This is a genomic window from Komagataeibacter oboediens (assembly GCF_003207815.1).
In the GTDB taxonomy this organism is placed as follows: domain Bacteria; phylum Pseudomonadota; class Alphaproteobacteria; order Acetobacterales; family Acetobacteraceae; genus Komagataeibacter; species Komagataeibacter oboediens.
Genome location: NZ_NKTX01000046.1, coordinates 1 through 17,384 on the forward strand (window position 1 = coordinate 1; position 17,384 = coordinate 17,384).

Annotated in this window: 16 protein-coding genes; 7 read left to right on the forward strand and 9 right to left on the reverse strand. The window is 61.2% G+C overall.

Annotated features, from left to right (window positions below):
- Nucleotides 1-124: 124 nt before the first annotated feature.
- The 3 genes from hemH to mutY form a co-directional block, all read right to left on the reverse strand.
- Nucleotides 125-1,198, reverse strand: a complete 1,074-nt coding sequence (gene hemH / locus CFR80_RS13355) for a ferrochelatase (RefSeq protein WP_010513557.1) — start codon at nt 1,196-1,198, stop codon at nt 125-127.
- 82 nt (nt 1,199-1,280) lie between these two features.
- On the reverse strand, nt 1,281-1,406 hold the full coding sequence (locus tag CFR80_RS19910; protein WP_258367809.1) for a hypothetical protein: 126 nt from the start codon (nt 1,404-1,406) through the stop codon (nt 1,281-1,283).
- Between the two features lie 53 nt (nt 1,407-1,459).
- Nucleotides 1,460-2,620, reverse strand: coding sequence for an A/G-specific adenine glycosylase (mutY, locus tag CFR80_RS13360; RefSeq protein WP_010513559.1), 1,161 nt, complete (start codon nt 2,618-2,620; stop codon nt 1,460-1,462).
- Between mutY and CFR80_RS13365 the strand changes: the two genes are divergently transcribed.
- Both CFR80_RS13365 and CFR80_RS19435 read left to right on the forward strand, forming a co-directional pair.
- Nucleotides 2,619-3,056, forward strand: a complete 438-nt coding sequence (locus CFR80_RS13365) for a DUF721 domain-containing protein (protein ID WP_010513560.1) — start codon at nt 2,619-2,621, stop codon at nt 3,054-3,056. The two genes, mutY and CFR80_RS13365, sit on opposite strands and share 2 nt — an antisense overlap.
- Before the next feature lie 286 nt (nt 3,057-3,342).
- Complete coding sequence (locus tag CFR80_RS19435) at nt 3,343-3,660, forward strand: hypothetical protein (RefSeq protein ID WP_010513561.1); 318 nt, start codon at nt 3,343-3,345, stop codon at nt 3,658-3,660.
- On the opposite strand, the gene CFR80_RS13370 is transcribed toward CFR80_RS19435, so the two are convergent.
- Genes CFR80_RS13370 through CFR80_RS13380 form a run of 3 tightly spaced genes read right to left on the reverse strand, consistent with a single transcriptional unit; the run spans nt 3,657 to nt 5,474 of the window.
- Nucleotides 3,657-4,280 carry a phosphoribosylanthranilate isomerase gene (locus CFR80_RS13370; protein ID WP_010513562.1) on the reverse strand — a complete coding sequence of 208 codons (624 nt, stop codon included), beginning with the start codon at nt 4,278-4,280 and terminating at the stop codon, nt 3,657-3,659. The genes CFR80_RS19435 and CFR80_RS13370 overlap by 4 nt on opposite strands.
- A 13-nt stretch (nt 4,281-4,293) precedes the next feature.
- On the reverse strand, nt 4,294-5,001 hold the full coding sequence (gene pyrF, locus CFR80_RS13375) for an orotidine-5'-phosphate decarboxylase (RefSeq protein WP_010513564.1): 708 nt from the start codon (nt 4,999-5,001) through the stop codon (nt 4,294-4,296).
- A gap of 56 nt (nt 5,002-5,057) precedes the next feature.
- A complete protein-coding gene (locus CFR80_RS13380; RefSeq protein WP_010513565.1) occupies nt 5,058-5,474 on the reverse strand; it encodes a LapA family protein in 417 nt (138 codons plus the stop codon).
- Nucleotides 5,475-5,606: 132 nt separating this feature from the next.
- On the opposite strand from CFR80_RS13380, the gene CFR80_RS13385 reads away from it, so the two are divergent.
- Nucleotides 5,607-5,891, forward strand: coding sequence for a hypothetical protein (locus CFR80_RS13385; RefSeq protein ID WP_010513567.1), 285 nt, complete (start codon nt 5,607-5,609; stop codon nt 5,889-5,891).
- A 76-nt stretch (nt 5,892-5,967) separates the two neighbouring features.
- Here CFR80_RS13385 and CFR80_RS13390 read toward each other — a convergent pair whose 3' ends face one another.
- A complete protein-coding gene (locus tag CFR80_RS13390; protein WP_010513569.1) occupies nt 5,968-7,407 on the reverse strand; it encodes a hypothetical protein in 1,440 nt (479 codons plus the stop codon).
- A 356-nt stretch (nt 7,408-7,763) separates the two neighbouring features.
- Here CFR80_RS13390 and CFR80_RS13395 point away from each other — a divergent pair, with 356 nt between their 5' ends.
- Genes CFR80_RS13395 through CFR80_RS13405 form a run of 3 tightly spaced genes read left to right on the forward strand, consistent with a single transcriptional unit; the run spans nt 7,764 to nt 10,880 of the window.
- On the forward strand, nt 7,764-9,161 hold the full coding sequence (locus CFR80_RS13395; RefSeq protein ID WP_110507520.1) for a M20/M25/M40 family metallo-hydrolase: 1,398 nt from the start codon (nt 7,764-7,766) through the stop codon (nt 9,159-9,161).
- A complete protein-coding gene (gene pdxA, locus CFR80_RS13400) occupies nt 9,154-10,137 on the forward strand; it encodes a 4-hydroxythreonine-4-phosphate dehydrogenase PdxA (protein ID WP_010513572.1) in 984 nt (327 codons plus the stop codon). The genes CFR80_RS13395 and pdxA overlap by 8 nt, the downstream gene beginning before the upstream one ends.
- The gene (locus CFR80_RS13405) at nt 10,134-10,880 is read left to right on the forward strand and encodes a pyridoxine 5'-phosphate synthase (RefSeq protein ID WP_010513573.1); all 747 of its coding nucleotides are present in this window, start codon (nt 10,134-10,136) and stop codon (nt 10,878-10,880) included. Before pdxA ends, CFR80_RS13405 begins: the two co-directional genes overlap by 4 nt.
- Before the next feature lie 83 nt (nt 10,881-10,963).
- On the opposite strand, the gene tldD is transcribed toward CFR80_RS13405, so the two are convergent.
- Complete coding sequence (gene tldD / locus CFR80_RS13410) at nt 10,964-12,424, reverse strand: metalloprotease TldD (RefSeq protein ID WP_010513575.1); 1,461 nt, start codon at nt 12,422-12,424, stop codon at nt 10,964-10,966.
- 548 nt (nt 12,425-12,972) lie between these two features.
- Between tldD and treF the strand changes: the two genes are divergently transcribed.
- Complete coding sequence (gene treF, locus CFR80_RS13415) at nt 12,973-15,525, forward strand: alpha,alpha-trehalase TreF (protein ID WP_110507523.1); 2,553 nt, start codon at nt 12,973-12,975, stop codon at nt 15,523-15,525.
- A gap of 406 nt (nt 15,526-15,931) precedes the next feature.
- Here the strand turns inward: treF and CFR80_RS13425 are convergent, their stop codons facing one another.
- Nucleotides 15,932-17,038: a hypothetical protein gene (locus CFR80_RS13425; protein ID WP_110507522.1), complete on the reverse strand. Its 1,107-nt coding sequence runs from the start codon at nt 17,036-17,038 to the stop codon at nt 15,932-15,934.
- Nucleotides 17,039-17,384 lie beyond the last annotated feature (346 nt).

Consider the following 17,384-nt stretch of genomic DNA (forward strand, 5'->3'; position numbering starts at 1 on the left):
ATCCGATCGCCAGTCGGTGTTCATCGCCAGCTCCCACTACAGCTGGTCTTCCATGAATCACCGATCGCATCCGTTGGGAATCCTTATTCCAAATTTTCTACCAAAGTAGTGCTAAGGCCCGTGGTCAGGACGCAGCGCCCTGGCGCGGGACGACATTCGTACCCGCCCGGGGCACCCAGCCCCCAAGTTCCTGCCGCACAAGGGTTTCCAGCAGGTCGATGGCATCGGGGGAATCATTCAGGCACGGGATCAACGCCAGTTCCTTGCCACCAGCCCTGACAAAGGCATCCCCCGCCTCATTGCCGATTTCATCCAGTGTCTCGATACAGTCGGAAATGAAGCCGGGGGTGATGACGGCAATGCGTTCGATCCCGCGCGCGGGCAACGATTCGATAAAGGGCGCCGTATAGGGTTCCAGCCACTTCGCCGGGCCAAAACGTGACTGGAAGGTCAGCGGCATCATCTGCTCGTCATACCCCATGGCCTGACGCAGTGCCTCAATGGTGCGCTGGCACTCGGCGGCATAGGTGTCGCCTTTTTCCACATAGATTTTCGGCAGCCCGTGAAAGGACGCCACAATCATCTGCGGTCTGAAATCCAGCGTGGCCAGACGGGCCGAAATGGACCGGCCCAGGGCCGCAATATAGGCGGGATGATCGGCAAACGGGGGCAGTGTGCGGATGGCTGGCTGGTTGCGCATGCGCATGAGCGCGCGGAATGCCTGATCATTGGCGGTTGCCGTCGTGGTGGCGCTGTACTGCGGGTACAGTGGCGCCAGCAGGATCCTGTCGCATCCCTGCCCCACCAGGTCATGCAGCGCCTGTTTTATGGATGGCTGGCCATACCGCATGCCCCACGCCACCGGCACATCATCCGCCGCCAGCCGCGCCCCAAGCTGTTCGGCCTGTGCGCGGGTGTATGTCCGCAACGGGCTTTCATTACGGTCATGGTGCCAGATGCGGTGATAGGCCTCCCCCGACTTGCGGGGGCGAAAGGTCAGCACCGGCCCGTACAAAATGGGCTTCCAGATCAGCGGACTGGCTTCGATAATACGTCGGTCTGACAGGAATTCCGCCAGATAGCGGCGCACTGCGCCATAACCGGTGCCATCCGGGGTGCCCAGATTGCTCAGCAGCACCCCGGCGCGCGACGGGGCATTTTCATGCCGTGCCGCACGATTTACGGTAATGAATGTCATGAAACGGCTGCTACATGAAGCCGTGCCGGGATGCAAAGAAACTGGCGGGCGTCATCCCCCGCCAACCCGCGCATGCCACGTATCAGCGGCGGGTCCGCACACGGACCGGCTGCAACGCGCGCGCCGGTGCGCGCAGGTAACAGGCAATGCCAGCAAGCCCCAGCAGGGCGACAACTGGGGAAAGCATCTGGACAAAAGTGAACATCACGGTCCCTTTCCTGATCGGACAATGATCAGTCAACCGCGCATATCATGCCCGCGTCAATCAAAAATATTGCTGTCCCGTGCCAGTTCCACGCATTTGCGCATAAGTGTGGGCAGCGCCACATCCACATCATTCCCGTAATGAATGAGCCCGCCCTGTCCGACCAGGCTGTTGGGAAAGGCGGATATGCGCGCCGCATAGACATCCACGATCAGCGTGAAATGGGTAAAGACATGCTTCACCTGCCCGACCTGCTGCCATTTCGCGCGTAGCCGGGGTGCGGTAGGCGCATGGTCCAGTGCCTCCGCCTGTGGCCATGCCGCATCACGCCAGTGCGGGCCGGGCAGGCCCATCATGCCGCCAAGCAGCCCCTTTTCAGGCCGACGGACCAGCAGGATGCCGCCTGCCGCATCCACCATGCAGAAATGCGCGCCATGCCTTACCGGCCGCGCCACCTTTGGCGCCCGGCATGGCAGTGTCGCGGCGATTCCCTGCCGGTTTCCGGCACATGCCTCCCGCCATGGGCACAGCACGCAGGCCGGGGTACGCGGCGTACAGACCCCCGCACCCAGGTCAAACAGGGCCTGCGCGAAGTCGGACGGACGGGCGATGGCCGCCCTGTCCGCATTCAGCGTCATGGCCTGCCGGGCAATGGCCTTACGTGATCCGGGCAGCGGATCGGTCATGGCAAACAGCCGCGCCGTCACCCGCTCCACATTGCCATCCACCGGCACGACCGGGCGGCCAAAGGCGATGGCGGCAATGGCCGCAGCGGTATAGGGACCGATTCCCGGCAGTTCCAGCAGGCCCGCCACCGTATCGGGAAAGCGGCCGCCATTTTCCGCCACCGCCTGCGCACAGGCATGCAGGTTGCGCGCGCGGGCGTAATAGCCAAGACCGGCCCACAACGCCATGACCCGGTCCTGCGGCGCGCGGGCCAGGGCCGTCACATCGGGGAAGGCGTCCAGAAAACGCTCGAAATAGGGAATGACCGCAGCAACCGTGGTCTGCTGCAGCATGATTTCACTCAGCCACACGCGATAGGGATCTGCGCTCTGGCCCGACAGCGCGCGCCATGGCAGAGTGCGGCGATGCCGGTCATACCAGCGTAACAGATCGGTAGCAGAAGGTAACACGGACCCGTTTATGACGAACCCGCCGACCCGCAGCAAGCGAAAGAATGACGCCACGCCCCCCGAACCACCCCGCCGGGCCATGCGCACGCGCAGCCTGGCGGCCCTGCTGCCGCATATCAGCCGGCCTGTCTTTCGCAAGCAGTCCCCCGCCGCCATTCAGGTCATGACGGACTGGCCCGATATCGTCGGCCCTCACCTTGCCAGCATGACCGTGCCGCGCAGGCTGTCCGCCGGCACGCTGACGGTCGGGTGTCGCGGGCCCGTAGCCATGGAACTGCAGCACCTGGCCCCCACCGTCATCGCGCGCATCAACACCACCTGCGGACAGGGCGTGGTCAGGCGGCTGAAAATGGTCCAGGACCTGACCGCCCCACCGCGTCCTTCCACCCCGCCGCCAGGCCGCCAGGCCGCCCCCGCACCCGTGCAGATTGATGACATGCCTGATGGTCCGCTCAAGGACGCCCTTGCTCGTCTTGGTGGCTGGCTGACTGCACCGCGTGGCCCCGGCCGCCGATGAGATGCCCGGCACATTGCAAGGACATTTCTGGTGAAGCGTTTTCCAAAAAGCTGCGCTGAACGCCGCCTTTCCTAAAAAAGGCAGCACCCAAAAACTTTTATTTCCAGCACGCGGTTGCCTTGCGCAACCTTCTGGCATCCGCCAGCTGTCATTCCCCGGAACGAGGCGGGGTGACACACGGACAGCTTTCCCTTTTGTCATGTGCACGCCAGCGGGGAAGGCTGGATATTCCGCCTGAACGTGCCAATATCTGTTGGCACACTGTTACGGGAAAGGAACCGACCCGATGCGCAAGTTAGCTCTTCTGCTGGCTGTATCCATGGGATTGGTCGGCGTCATGCCCGCTCCCGCCGCCTATGCCTGGCGCGGTGGCGGCTGGGGTGGCGGCTGGCATGGAGGCGGCTGGCGCGGCGGTGGCTGGGGTTGGGGCTGGGGCGGCTTGGGCATGGGCCTTGCCGCGGGCACGGCCATGGGCCTCGCGATGTCGCCCTATCGTTACGGGTATTATGGCTATCCCTATCCTGCCTATGCCTATCCGCCGCCGCCCTATGTCTACGGGTATCCGCCACCGCCACCGCCGCCTTATTACGGCTATTACCGCTAGGCGCGCGCGGCCTGCACGAACTGGCGGATCAGTTCGGGCGATTTGACACCGGGGGCGGATTCCACCCCCGAGGAGACATCAACCGCCCGCGCCCCGCTGCATTCAATGGCGCGCCGCACGTTATCGGGCCGCAACCCGCCCGCCAGCAGCCATGGCACGGGGGCGGTCCAGCCTGCGGTCAGGGTCCAGTCAAAGGCATGGGCATTGCCCCCGGGGCGGTCCGATCCCTTCGGGGCACGTGATTCAATGACCAGACCATCCACCGCGCAGGAGGCAGGCAGGTCGACCGTGCTGCCAATACCGGCGGCCAGCCAGACCGGCAGAGCGAACCGGTCGCGGATGGCTGCCGCCCGGGACGCGTCATCGTATATCTGCAATCCGTCAAGCGGGACGTGATCCAGCACGGCACGGATCTCGTCATCCGTGGGGCGCACAAACAGGCCAATGCGTCCGGGACCGTCATTCGCGATGGCGCGGGCAAGGGGGGCGGCCACCTGTGCCGTGACACAGCGCGGCGAACGGCTGAAGAATACGAAGCCGACCCAGTCCGACCCGGCCGCACATGCGGCATCCAGCCCCATCTGGTCGCGGATGCCACATATCTTGACCCTGACCGTCATATCCCCGTTCCCGTCAGTCTGACAGTTCGGCAGCAATCGCGGCGGCAGCGGCAGCCGGATCTGCCGCACGGGTTATGGGCCGCCCCACCACGATCCAGTCCGCCCCTGCCGCACGCGCCTGTGCGGGGGTCATGATCCGCTTCTGATCCCCCACGGCACTTCCCGCAGGGCGGATACCGGGCACGACCAGCACCGGCGCCTCGCCTAACGCCGCACGCAGGGGCGCAATCTCGTGCGAGGAACAGACCAGACCATCCGCGCCGGATTCCATGGCCAGTTGCCCGAGGCGGACGACCTGTGCCTCCACGCTGCCCTCCACGCCAATTTCATGCATGGCCTGCGTATCCATGCTGGTCAGCACGGTCACGGCCAGCAGCAGGGGACGCGCGCCGTCGGGAAAGGTCCCGTCAATCGCCTGTCGGGCGGCGGCGATCATTGCCCGGCCACCTGCGGCATGGATGGTCAGCATCGCGGGCCGCACGGCCTTCAGGCTGCCAATGGCCGACGCCACCGTATTGGGAATATCATGCAGCTTCAGGTCCAGGAACAGCGGGCTGTCCCCCGCCACATCGCGCACGGCCTCCAGCCCCCGGGCATAGGTGAACTCCAGCCCCAGCTTGACCGCTCCGGCATGCCCGGCACTTTCGGCACGCCAGCGCATGGCCTGTGCCGTATCCTTGGTATCGAGGGCAACAATCAGGCGCGTGGACCGTCCGGACATTGGCGGTGCTCCATGGTCAGGTATGCAGGTAATGACAGGTTTCGGGACGTAAGGGATCAGATGCCCGGTGGTTTTTCCGTCGTGCCCGCAGGCGGCGTCACCACGACGGGTTCCGAGGCGGCGGGCGGTGCCCCCGCCTGTTCGGCCTCATATGCCTTCACCATGGGGGAACTGGCCGGGGCGGATGTCAGACCGGGGGCGCGGGGCGCGGCCACGTCATTTTCAGGCAGGCGGGCGCGCAGGGTGCGCACTTCCTGTTCCGCGCGGCGGGCGCGGCGCATCTGGCGCAGTACCACGACCCAGACACTCGCAGACCCCGTGGCATACAGCAGGGCAGCGACCAGCAGCGCCAGCACGCCGGGGGATGACGTCCATTTCCATTGCAGCCATGACAGTTCCACCGGCGCCTGATTACAGGCCGCGAAAATGATCAGTGCCACGATCACGGGCAGGGTGATGAAAAGACGTATCATGATCCTTGTTCCCTACCCCCAACACCCGGCACCTGCAAGAAAATCAATTCATGCGGCGTGCCGCTTGCGCTGCGGGCCACAGCCATGCTTGCGTGCATGACAGACACCGTAAACCGGAACAGGGACAGAGCAATGGGCAAGGTTGTCACATTCCGGACCACTGCACGCCGTGATGAATCGTGGGCGGTCGTGGCGTTCACCGGGCGCGGGACGCGCATCGCCAGCATCTACCCCACCCGCGCCGCGGCCGAGGCGGATTGCGAATGGCGAAACCGGCAGGTCGCCGCCTACCGCAATTTCCTTGAACGCAATGAAATCGCAATCCCCCGCCATACCATCCGTCCCTATCGCCGCGCGGACCTGCCGCGCGCGTGGCGCCCCCTGCCCGCGCTGGGGTTCCTGCACGGGCAATGTTAGACGCGCATGCCACCCGGCACGACAGGAGGGCCCGGTCGCAGTCCGTATGGAAAGCCGGCCGCCCCGATATGCAGGATTACTGCAGCCTGATTGGCTGGTCGAACACCAGGATATCCGCTTCAGGACAGTGCAGGACATGGGCAGGCGGCCCCATGTCGCTATACAGCGCCTTCAGGTCTTCCGTCCCATCATCAATAAAGTAATTGAATACGGGCATCTTATCGAAACCATGCACGTCATGCGTGTACAGGTCGGGATTGTTGCCCCAGATGAAAATATGGTTTCCGCCCGCCACCTGCTCGACCTGCAATGTCCAGTTCGAGGACGCTGCCACCTTTCTGGACAGCCAGTAATGCGTCAGCCCGCCTTGCAGGCCCAGCCTGTCATGGTTCTGGGAGAGGCAGGTCTCAAGTGGGGAATGCCACCCATAGAGTCTGTTTTCATGTTTGCCGGTCAACACGAAATACATGGCCGCGCAGGGCAGGACCACCATGACATAATCTGATAATTTCCTGACGGAAACAGGATCAATGCATGACACGAGGAAGACGATCGACCACCAGGTAAGCGGCAGGGCATACCTGTAAAGTGATATGTCAACATACGTTATCGACAATATACATAACGCTATTACCGATGCCATATAGCCCTGATAAAATAACAGTTCTTTATGCGGCTCGATTCCATGTTTTGATATTTTAGCGCATATCCTGATGAACGGGATGATGGAAAGCGCGAACAGGACCAGACAGCAGAAGGCCCGCATGCTGAAGCATGCGGAATATATAATTTCCGGCAGGGCAACCAGCGGGAAGTGCTTGAACATTCCCCCCAGGTTCTGCTTGTAAAGCAGTTCCTGCCCCATAAACCCGACGGTACAGGCCGCCAGCAGAAACACGGGGCCTGCAATCCCTTCCTTCAGGGCGTTCCACACCGGTGTCGTGTCCTTCCTGTGCACCAGCGCGAACACGCGGGTCGACAGGGCAAAGGGAACCGCGAATGTTGTCACGAACAGGGGATCACTGAAGGTAGCGACAAGGCACAGACAGGCTGCAGGATAGAAATTCGCAATCCTGCTGCCCCGGTCATATTCCATGTTTGCCATTGTCGCCGCCAGCAGCGACAGCATGAATGAACTGCCATGATAGGCGGGCAGAAACAGTTCCAGCAGGCCGGACATGTCCCTGAATCCCTTTACGTACACGCCAGCGGAAACGCATGCCACATAGGCCGTCAGCGTAACGGAAGACAAGAACAGGGACTGCAGCCAGAACAGGTTGCCCATGCGCCAGATAACGGATGCCATGCAGACAGTCATCAGGCACAGCGAGAGAAGGAAAAAACCGTCCAGAGCGGCACGCCAGTCAAGCCCGACACGTTCGGCCAGAAAGAACCAGAGCATGTCCGGGAACAGGCTGGGAACGCGCGGCCACTGGAAATGCTGCCAGGCGTGCGGCACATGCCACATCTCCCACCCCATCCGGGGCAGGACAAGACTGTCCGAATTGATGATCATATTCAGGATGCCTGGGGCATTATAAAATATTCTGGTATAAAAAAAGTATGAAATAACAGTCGCACTAAAAGAAAGCGATAGGTACTTTACGTTTTTCCATAATGTCATATTGGCGGTTTAAAACCCTGTTCCGATCCTGACTACATAATAGATATTCACCGGGAACGATCAATTCCTCCATTGCCGATCGTGGCCCGGTCGATTGAAAATATTTCTGCAGAAATAGCCGGTACATTTTCTTATGGTCGGGTGGATGCAGCCTGTGGCGCAGGGACACGTTGCTTTTGCTTCCATAACAGGCAAAATCCCATCATCCCCTCCGGGCTGCCCGATGCCTGTCACATGACGGAGAATGCATGACCAGTTTCCCCTCTTCCCTTTCTCCCATCCTGGAACAGGCGGACCGCACACTTGATGCGGCGCTGGAGCGACTGTTCGCGTTCCTGCGCATCCCCAGCATATCCACCCAGCCCGAACATGCGGATGACTGCAGGCAGGCGGCGCTGTGGCTGCGTGACCAGCTTGACGAACTGGGGTTTGATGTGACCCTGCACGCGACGCCCGGTCACCCCATTCTGGTCGCCCATGACCGCACGCCACCTGCCGGCCCGCATGTGCTGTTCTATGGTCATTACGATGTCCAGCCCGTCGATCCGCTGAACCTGTGGGACAGCGGCCCGTTCGAGCCGAAACTGGTTACCGGTGCCGATGGGGCCACGCGCATCGTCGCGCGCGGGGCGTCGGACGACAAGGGCCAGGTCATGACCTTCATTGAGGCCATCCGCGCCACGACCGGCACACTGCCGGTGCGCATCTCGCTGCTGATCGAGGGCGAGGAGGAATGCGGCGGTCCCAGCCTTGTTCCCTTCATGGAAACGCATCGCGAGGAACTGTGCGCCGATGTGGGGCTGATCTGCGATACCGCCATGCTGCCCGGCGTACCCGCCATCACCACCACGCTGCGCGGCATGCTGGGGGAGGAAGTCCACCTGCGCTGCGCAAGCCGCGACCTGCATTCGGGCATATATGGCAATGCCGCGCGCAACCCGGCGGAACTGCTGTGCAGCGTGCTGGCCTCCATCCGTGATGCCAAAACGGGCCGCGTCGTGCTGCCCGGTTTCTACGCGGGCGTGGAAGACCCCTCCCCGGCACTGCGCGCGCGGTGGCGCGAGATCGCCCCCGACAACGCCGCATTCCTGGGCGAGGTCGGGCTGTCCACCCCGGCGGGGGAGCAGGGCTATACCGCCATTGAACAGACATGGTGCCGTCCCAGCTTTGAAATCAACGGCATTTCCAGCGGCTATACCGGTGAAGGATTCAAGACCGTGCTGCCCGGTGAGGCCGTGGCCAAGGTTTCGTTCCGGCTGGTGGCGGGACAGGACCCGGTACGTATCCGCCAGGCCTTCTGCGCCCATGTCCGCGCCATGCTGCCCGATGATTGCACGGTTACGTTTACGCCGTGTGGTGGATCCGTGGCCTGCACGGTGCCCGATGATGCGTTTGGCCTGCAACCGGCCCTGCGCGCGCTGGGTGCGGAATGGAATACGCCCGCCGTGACCATTGGCTGTGGCGGGTCGATCCCGGTCGCGGGCGACATGCAGCGCATACTGGGCATGTCAGCGCTGCTGGTAGGCTTCGCGCTGGATGATGACCGCGCCCACTCCCCCAATGAAAAGTATGACCTGACGTCCTTCCACAAGGGCATACGGTCATGGGTCCGCATCCTGCACGCCATGGCACGCACAGATGACTGATGCGCCTCTTGCCCTGACCATGGGCGACCCGGCGGGAATCGGGCCAGAAATCACGGCGGGCGCGTGGCGGGCCCTGCGGGACGGCCCGGTGCGTTTTGCCGTGCTGGGCGATGCGGCGCTGATCGCACGCCACGACGTGCCGGTGCGCGAAATCGGGACGATTGCACAGGCGGCGGACACGTTCGTCCATGCCGTGCCGGTACTGCCGGTTGACCTGGCCGCCCCCGTGCGGCCCGGACAGCCGGACAGCCGCAATGCCAACGCCATAACCACATCCATCGCGCGCGCGGTGGAACTGTCGCGCAACGGACAGGCGGCCGGCGTGGTGACCTGTCCGATCAGCAAGATCGTGCTGAAAAAAGCCGGTTTTGCCTATCCCGGTCATACCGAATACCTGGCCGCGCTGTGCAATGTGCCGGGGCGCGAGGTCATGATGCTGGCCTGCCCCGAACTGCGGGTCGTGCCCATTACCATCCATGTCAGCCTGCGCCGCGCGCTGGATGAACTGGATACCGACGCCATCATCACCGCAACCCGCACCACCAATGCGGCCCTGCAGCGGGATTTCGGCATCATGACGCCACGTATCGCCATTGCCGGGCTGAACCCCCATGCGGGCGAGGACGGCAGCATGGGCACGGAAGAGCAGACCATCATCGCTCCCGCCATCGCGGCCCTGCGCGCCGATGGCATGGACATTACCGGCCCGTGGCCGCCCGATACCATGTTCACCCCCGCCGCCCGCGCACGGTACGACGTGGCGATGTGCATGTACCATGATCAGGCGCTGATCCCGCTCAAGACCATCGACATGACACAGGGGGTCAACACCACGCTCGGGCTGCCGATCATCCGTACATCGCCCGATCACGGCACCGCCTTCGACATTGCGGGACGCGGCCTGGCCGATCCCTCCAGCCTTGTCGCGGCATTGCACATGGCCATGCAGATGGCCGAACACAGGAACAGGTCATGACAGCATCCCTTCCCGCCCCCATCCGGCTGGGTGTGAATATCGATCACGTCGCCACAGTACGTAACGCACGCGGTGGCACGCATCCCGATCCGGTCAAAGCCGCCCTGCTGGCGCAGGAAACGGGCGCCGACGGCATTACCGCCCACCTGCGCGAGGACCGTCGCCATATCCGCGATGCCGACCTTGAACGCCTGCGCGCGGAACTGTCGATCCCGCTGAACATGGAAATGGCCGCGACCGAGGAAATGACCACTATTGCCACCCGCCTGCGCCCGCATGCGTGCTGCCTGGTGCCCGAGCGGCGGCAGGAGGTCACGACCGAAGGCGGGCTGGATGTGCGGGGACAGACCGAAAGCCTTGCCCCCCGCATTGCGCGCATGCGGGACGCGGGAATTCGTGTCTCACTGTTCATTGACCCCGATGCGGCGCAGATCGAGACGGCGGCGAAACTGGGGGCAGCCGTGGTGGAACTGCACACCGGTGCCTATGCCGACGCCATGGATGCGGCAGCCCGCGCCGTGGAGCTGGGCCGTCTGGCCACCGGGGCGGCACATGCCGCACATTGCGGACTGGAGGTCCATGCAGGCCATGGGCTGACCTATGACAATGTCAGCCCGGTTGCCGCCCTGCCACAGGTCATGGAACTGAATATCGGGCATTTCCTGATCGGGCAGGCCATTTTTGACGGGCTGCCTGCCGTGATCCGTCACATGAAGGCGGTCATCGCCGCAGCACGGACGTAAAACAAAGACGTTTTCGGTAAAGCTTCAAGCTTCGAAGCACGCCGCCTTTTTTCAAAAAGGCGGCGCCCGAAAGCTTTTATCCATCAGCCACCCGTGCCGCCTACGGTCAGGCCGGTCATTTTCAGGGTCGGCTGGCCCACGCCCACCGGCACGCCCTGCCCCGATTTGCCACAGGTGCCGATACCGGGGTCCAGCGCGGGTTCACCGCCAATCATGGTGACCCTGGTCATGGCGTCCGCGCCATTGCCGATCAGGGTAGCTCCCCGCACGGGGGTGGTGATCTTCCCGTCCTCGATCAGATAGGCCTCGGATGCGGCAAACACGAATTTGCCCGAGGTGATGTCCACCTGTCCCCCGCCGAAATTGACCGCGTACAGCCCGCGCTTCGTACTGCGGATCATGTCATCGGTCGTGGCGTCGCCCCCCAGCATGATGGTGTTGGTCATGCGCGGCATGGGCGCATGGGCATAGGACTGCCGCCGCCCGTTCCCCGTGGGGGCCACGCCCATGAGGCGCGCATTGAGACGGTCCTGCAGATAGCCGGTCAGGATGCCATCCTCGATCATCACGGTACGTCCTGTGGGCGTGCCTTCGTCATCAATGGTCAGGCTGCCCCGGCGCTCGGGCAGGGTGCCGTCATCCACCACCGTGACACCGGGGGCCGCCACGCGCTTGCCCATGAGCCCGGCGAAGGCGGACGTGCCCTTGCGGTTGAAATCCCCTTCCAGCCCATGGCCCACCGCTTCATGCAGCAGGATGCCGGGCCAGCCGGCCCCCAGCACCACTTCCATTTCCCCCGCGGGCGCAGGCCGGGCGTCAAGGTTGACCAGCGCCATGCGCAGGGCCTCGTCCACGGCGCCCTTCCACACCTGAGGCGACAGCAGGCGGGTATAGGAATACCGGCCACCCAGCCCATGGCCGCCACTTTCGCGCCGACCATCGTGTTCCACCACCACCGACACGTTCATGCGCACCAGGGGACGGATGTCGGCCATGCGCTGCCCATCGGGGCGGATGATCTGGACCGCCTGCCATTCCGCTGAAATCGACGCCATGACCTGCACCACGCGCGGGTCACGCGCACGGGCATAGGCATTGAGTTCCGACAGCATGGCAGCCCGCGATGCAAACGCCCCTTCTTCCAGCGGGTTGATGTCGGGATACAGACGGTGGTTGGTCGAACGCGGGCCTGCCGCCAGCGTGCCCGACCGCCCGGCCCGGATCTGGCTGACGGTTTCAGCCGCACGGCGGATGGCGCTTTCGCTTATGTCATCGGAATGGGCGAAACCGGTTTCCGTCTCCAGCACGGCACGCAGGCCGAATCCGGATGACGTGTCGAAGGTGGCGGACCGGATCACCCCTTCATCCAGCGAGATCCCTTCGCTTTCACGATATTCCAGGAAAAGCTCGCCATCATCCATTCCCTCCAGCGCATGCTGGACCAGACGTTCGGCATCGGGACGGCCAAGGCGCGCGCCCGCGCGTTCAAAGAACAGAGTATCGGTTGCAGCCAGCGGGGAAAGACCCTGAAGGGATAAGGGCATGAAATGGTGACTCCGGTTGGCGGAACAGGATTGAAGACGGGCACGATCAGGCCGCTGCGGGCCGGAAGGGCACGCAGCATAGACGGTTTTGCCCCCAGGGGAAAAGCTGGTCTGTCTTCATGACAGGTACCATGCGTGAAAATGAACTTCCCTCCATCTGGATGGTTTCCCTTTGTGGTAGGGACGCAAGGCAGGGCATTGTGCAAAAATCAGGTTTTCATTGTTTGGAGAAATGTCGTCTCGTGAAAGTTTCCCTCCTGTGCGGTTCTAGTCTGTCCCGGTCCGCGCCCCGTCAGGCCGGGCTGTTGCTGGCCAGCCTTCTTTACGCGGGTACGCCCGCCCTGGCCCAGACAGCGCCAACCGCATCACAGGTGGCTCCCACGCCGTCGACCGCTGCTGTCCCCTCCTCGCCCCCCACGGGCACGGATGGGACAACAGCCGCGCCGTCCTCCTCCGCTGCTGGTGCGACACCCGCCGCACAGGCACCGGACCAGGCGGACCAGACCTATTCCGTACCAACGCCTGAACCCCTGTCGGGGAGCGGAAACATGCTGCCTGCCCCAACCAGCGTGACACCGGATGCAGCGCCGCAGGCCACACCTGCGCAGGCTCCCGCCACGCCCGCAGCCCAGACGGTACCCGCTGGCAACGTGACCACACCCCCGTCGCCTGCCACGACGGCCGATCAGGGCGCACCACCGCAGCAGGCCACCGCCCCGGCCACCACACCCGACACGAACACCCCGCCCGCCAGCACCGGCACATCCGGCCCCGCCATCACCCCGCCAGCGCCCGCGGGCGTGCCTGCGGCGGGTGGTTCCGATCATGCAGATGCCGCGTCCCCTCCGCCCGCGCCGGGTACGGAACCCGTGCAGACGGTCCACAAGGACGGCCCCGCATCGACCGGCAGCAGCCCCGTACCGCCAGCCGACGCCCTGATGTCGGATGCGGGCGCGCCCGCGGCACTGGTGCAGGATCTGCGGCCACCTTCGGTCGTGCTGGACGGACTGTTCCAGGCGATCGGGGAAGCCCATATCTATACCGACGCCAAGACGGCGGCCGACGCCATTCCCGACGAAGCACCGGCGGACCTGCTGGCGGAATACAATGTCGCCAAGCAGCGACCCGATTTTTCCCTGAAGGACTTCGTTGCGCGGCATTTCACCCTGCCCGAGCGCAAGACGGTGTCCTACCAGCGCACGCCGGATGAAAACGTGCGCGACTACATCAACGGCATGTGGGAAGTCCTCAGCCGGCCGCCCGACATGCAGGTGGCGTATTCATCGCAGCTTCCCCTGCCCTATACCTATGTCGTACCCGGCGGGCGTTTCAGTGAACTGTATTACTGGGACAGCTATTTCACGATGATCGGGCTGTACGAAAACCAGAAGATCGACCTCATGCGCGACATGGTACGCGACATGGCGTCCATGATCGACCGGTACGGCCATATCCCCAATGGCAGCCGGACCTACTACCTCAGCCGGTCGCAGGTTCCGTTCTTCTCGCTGATGGTTGACCTGCTAGCCATGCATGACGGGCAGGTTGCCTACACCACTTTCCTGCCCGAACTGCAGGCGGAATATGATTACTGGATGGACGGGCAGGATTCCGTCCCGCCCGGTGGCGCGTACCGTCATGTGGTGCGCCTGCCTGATGGCACGCTGATGAACCGCCACTGGGATGATCTGGATACCCCGCGTGACGAAAGCTACCCGCAGGACATCGCCACGGCTGCCCAGTCGGGACGCCCGAAGGGAGAGGTCTATCGCGACCTGCGCGCGGGTTCGGAAACGGGGTGGGATTTCTCGTCCCGCTGGCTGGCGGACGGGCATACCCTGTCCACCATCCACACCACCGACCTGCTGACGGTCGAACTGAACTGCATGATCCCGCATCTGGAACAGACGCTGGCCCATGCCTATGACCTGAAGGGCAACAAGGACGCGGCCGCCCGCTACAACCGCCTGGCGCAGGAGCGTATCGACGCGGTGCAGCGTATCCTGTGGGATGAACGCCGGGCCGCCTTCATTGATTACGACTGGAAGAAGGGGGAATCGACCTCCATCCTGTCAGGTGCGACCGTTGTGCCCCTGTTCATGCAGATGGCGACACCGGAACAGGCCAAGGCCGTGTCCGAAACCGTGCGCAAAAATCTGCTCAAGGAGGGCGGACTGATCGCCACCGAACGCAGCGGCAGCGGACAGCAGTGGGATTCACCCAACGGGTGGGCCCCCCTGCAATGGATGGCGGTAAAGGGCCTGAACCAGTACGGCTATGACGAACTGGCCAGTGACATCGCGGCACGGTGGATGGGCCGCGTGATCGGTACGTATGAAAAGTCGGGTGTGCTGCTGGAAAAATATGACGTGGTCAATCCGTTCATCAGCCCCAAGGGCGGCAAGGGCGGCGGCGAATACCCGATGCAGATCGGGTTTGGCTGGACCAACGGTACGCTGCTTGGCCTGATGAACCGCTATCCGCAGAACACGCGTGTCGTACTTGACCGCAACCCGGCGGCGGATCAGCCATCGCCCCAGCCCCTGCCGCCCATGAATCCCTATGGCGTGCAGAGTGATAATGATGCGCTGAGCCGCTACAGCCAGCCCACGGTCACCCTGACCCCGCGCCCGGTTGCCCCGACCCCGATCCTGCCGCAGATGTCGACCGTGGGGGCCAGCGCACCGTCATCGGCCACGCAGATCCCCCCTGCCGCACCTGCAGTGAACGCGCCATCCGGCACGCCCCCTGCGGCCCCGGCCGCAGCCGCCAGCACGGAGCAGCATGCGGATACGCCGTCACCGGCGGCGGACGGGCAGCCAGCGCAATCCGCACAGGCCGCGCAGCCGACAGCGGCGGATCATGCCCCGGCCACAGAAACGCCGCCAGCCCCGGCAACCGTTGCAACGAAGCCGACGGAAACCCCGGCTCCGCCCGCAACAGGCGGAACACAGGGCGTTAGTGAGGCACACGATAGCGGGACACCTACGACGAAGGATGCGCCCGCAACAGCCCAACCCGCACAGCCAGCCCCGGCAGATACGCATGCCGGGTCCACCGACAAAACGGTGACAGGCGAAAATCCGCCTGCAACCCATTAAGGGAGCCATCCGGGAAGCCGCCATGTCAGCGCGGCTCCCGGTCTCCTGACGTCAGGTCCGGGCGTTCATGGCCGCTGCCGTTACATCGCTGAGACAATCAGGGCATCCATCCTGTCTACCCGGCAGATAGGATAAATGAGAAACGCTCTTGGGCTACATCCATTAATGTTTCCATCTGTCTTGATGGCTACTGTAAATACCGCGAATCTCATTCGCCTCATATTCCCCTATGGTAATATTCTGTAGAATATAAAAGTTATAGTAGTTCTCACTCACATTCGGGTGCAAACACAGCGTGAGCGCAAACACATTTACCGCCCCCAATATAATTACAATGAAAATTCTAGGAACGTACTTCTTAAGCATATTTTTACCTATGTTTTTAAATCTATCCTGCTCCACACTTCTAATATAATATCTTTGTTCCATATGACCAAAAAACTGTAATTCCCATTAATATAATAAAAAATAGCCATATAAAAACATTACGTGCAGTCTTGCTCATATCAATAACACATGCATAAACAATCATAAAAAAGAAAGGATTTGCCATAATTATCCTATGGATAGACATAAGGCTAGATGAAAAAGCAAACATGAACGTAACAAGCAACGTCGTTGCTTCAACATAAAGCTTTTTCCGAAACCCCATATATATAACCAGCATATCCAAAACTGCCGATATGACCCAGTTTATATGGCTTTTCTTTTGAATCTGATACAGCATCCAATACCCGGGAATATGAAATTTCCGGTCCCATCCAATCTGGATATGGGAAAAGGCTAAGCTGTCACCGGTTAGATAATAAAGATAAATCATAAACAATGAGAGACCTGCCCCTCCGGCGGTCAATAACATCATGGTATTCGTAACAGGAGGAACCCATCTTTCAAAACGTCCTTCTATCAATCCAATCCTGTTTGTCTGTCGACACTCATTGAAAAAATAAAACGGGGCAAGAACCATTACGCACAAAATGCCTGTTGGACGACTCAGGCAAAGTAAAAATGCACACAAACTGGCAATATAAATGCGATTCTTAAGCAAAAACCATGACGTTCCCACAAGGAGAAGTCCATACATGCACTCAGTATATTGTATTCTCAACCAGAGAGTCGGAGGAAAAGTAAGAAAAAATAGAGCGTAAATTCTAAAATCAATAGGTCCGTATTTTTTACTTTGATATGCGTAACATAAATATACCAGAATTGGTAGAAGAATAGAATTTATTACTATACCTGCATTGGGCATTGATAGCCCTGTCAGATACATAACTCCCTTCATTACCATTGGAAAAGCAGGGAAAAATGCCCAGTTCGCTTGTCCTAACCAATAAGCCGCAAGAGTTGGCGTCCGATCATATCCTTGCTGAATAATACGCCTATACGCATCAGCACAATCCCACTGACACGATGCAGCCCCTATTCCTCCATATGGCAGATCTAACAATACTACGATTCCTAGCACTGCCACATGAACAAGAAGAATGTATAGCCAAATCTTTTTTTTCACTAAAATCTCACCACTTAAGCAACATAACAATCAGGACAAAGAAATATACATTTCAGCCTGCCAAGATTTTTTATAGATTGCTGAAAGTAAACTGAACCCATCCTATCGCCTACAGACATAAATCATCAGATCACATGATACCAACCTATGTCTTATCTGAAGAAGTTCTTTCCATACCTGTTCCTGATACGCTATATTTAAAGTGCAATGATAGAGAATAAGACTCGAATATTTTTCGAAGTGCATGTTATACCAAAGGACGTAGCCACTGACTCGTGTGTGAAGTGACAAACGGCGCTGGCTCTGATTCTCTTGATGCGGGAGGATCTGGCTGATGACGAGGGCG

Excerpts from the sequence above, each read along its gene's own strand:
- hemH (WP_010513557.1), bottom strand. The coding sequence starts at position 1,198 with ATGACATTCATTACCGTAAATCGTGCGGCACGGCATGAAAATGCCCCG.
- CFR80_RS13365 (WP_010513560.1), top strand. The coding sequence starts at position 2,619 with ATGCGCACGCGCAGCCTGGCGGCCCTGCTGCCGCATATCAGCCGGCCT.
- mutY (WP_010513559.1), bottom strand. The coding sequence starts at position 2,620 with ATGGCCCGGCGGGGTGGTTCGGGGGGCGTGGCGTCATTCTTTCGCTTG.
- CFR80_RS19435 (WP_010513561.1), top strand. The coding sequence starts at position 3,343 with ATGCGCAAGTTAGCTCTTCTGCTGGCTGTATCCATGGGATTGGTCGGC.
- CFR80_RS13370 (WP_010513562.1), bottom strand. The coding sequence starts at position 4,280 with ATGACGGTCAGGGTCAAGATATGTGGCATCCGCGACCAGATGGGGCTG.
- pyrF (WP_010513564.1), bottom strand. The coding sequence starts at position 5,001 with ATGTCCGGACGGTCCACGCGCCTGATTGTTGCCCTCGATACCAAGGAT.
- CFR80_RS13380 (WP_010513565.1), bottom strand. The coding sequence starts at position 5,474 with ATGATACGTCTTTTCATCACCCTGCCCGTGATCGTGGCACTGATCATT.
- CFR80_RS13385 (WP_010513567.1), top strand. The coding sequence starts at position 5,607 with ATGGGCAAGGTTGTCACATTCCGGACCACTGCACGCCGTGATGAATCG.
- CFR80_RS13390 (WP_010513569.1), bottom strand. The coding sequence starts at position 7,407 with ATGATCATCAATTCGGACAGTCTTGTCCTGCCCCGGATGGGGTGGGAG.
- CFR80_RS13395 (WP_110507520.1), top strand. The coding sequence starts at position 7,764 with ATGACCAGTTTCCCCTCTTCCCTTTCTCCCATCCTGGAACAGGCGGAC.
- pdxA (WP_010513572.1), top strand. The coding sequence starts at position 9,154 with ATGACTGATGCGCCTCTTGCCCTGACCATGGGCGACCCGGCGGGAATC.
- CFR80_RS13405 (WP_010513573.1), top strand. The coding sequence starts at position 10,134 with ATGACAGCATCCCTTCCCGCCCCCATCCGGCTGGGTGTGAATATCGAT.
- tldD (WP_010513575.1), bottom strand. The coding sequence starts at position 12,424 with ATGCCCTTATCCCTTCAGGGTCTTTCCCCGCTGGCTGCAACCGATACT.
- treF (WP_110507523.1), top strand. The coding sequence starts at position 12,973 with ATGCTGCCTGCCCCAACCAGCGTGACACCGGATGCAGCGCCGCAGGCC.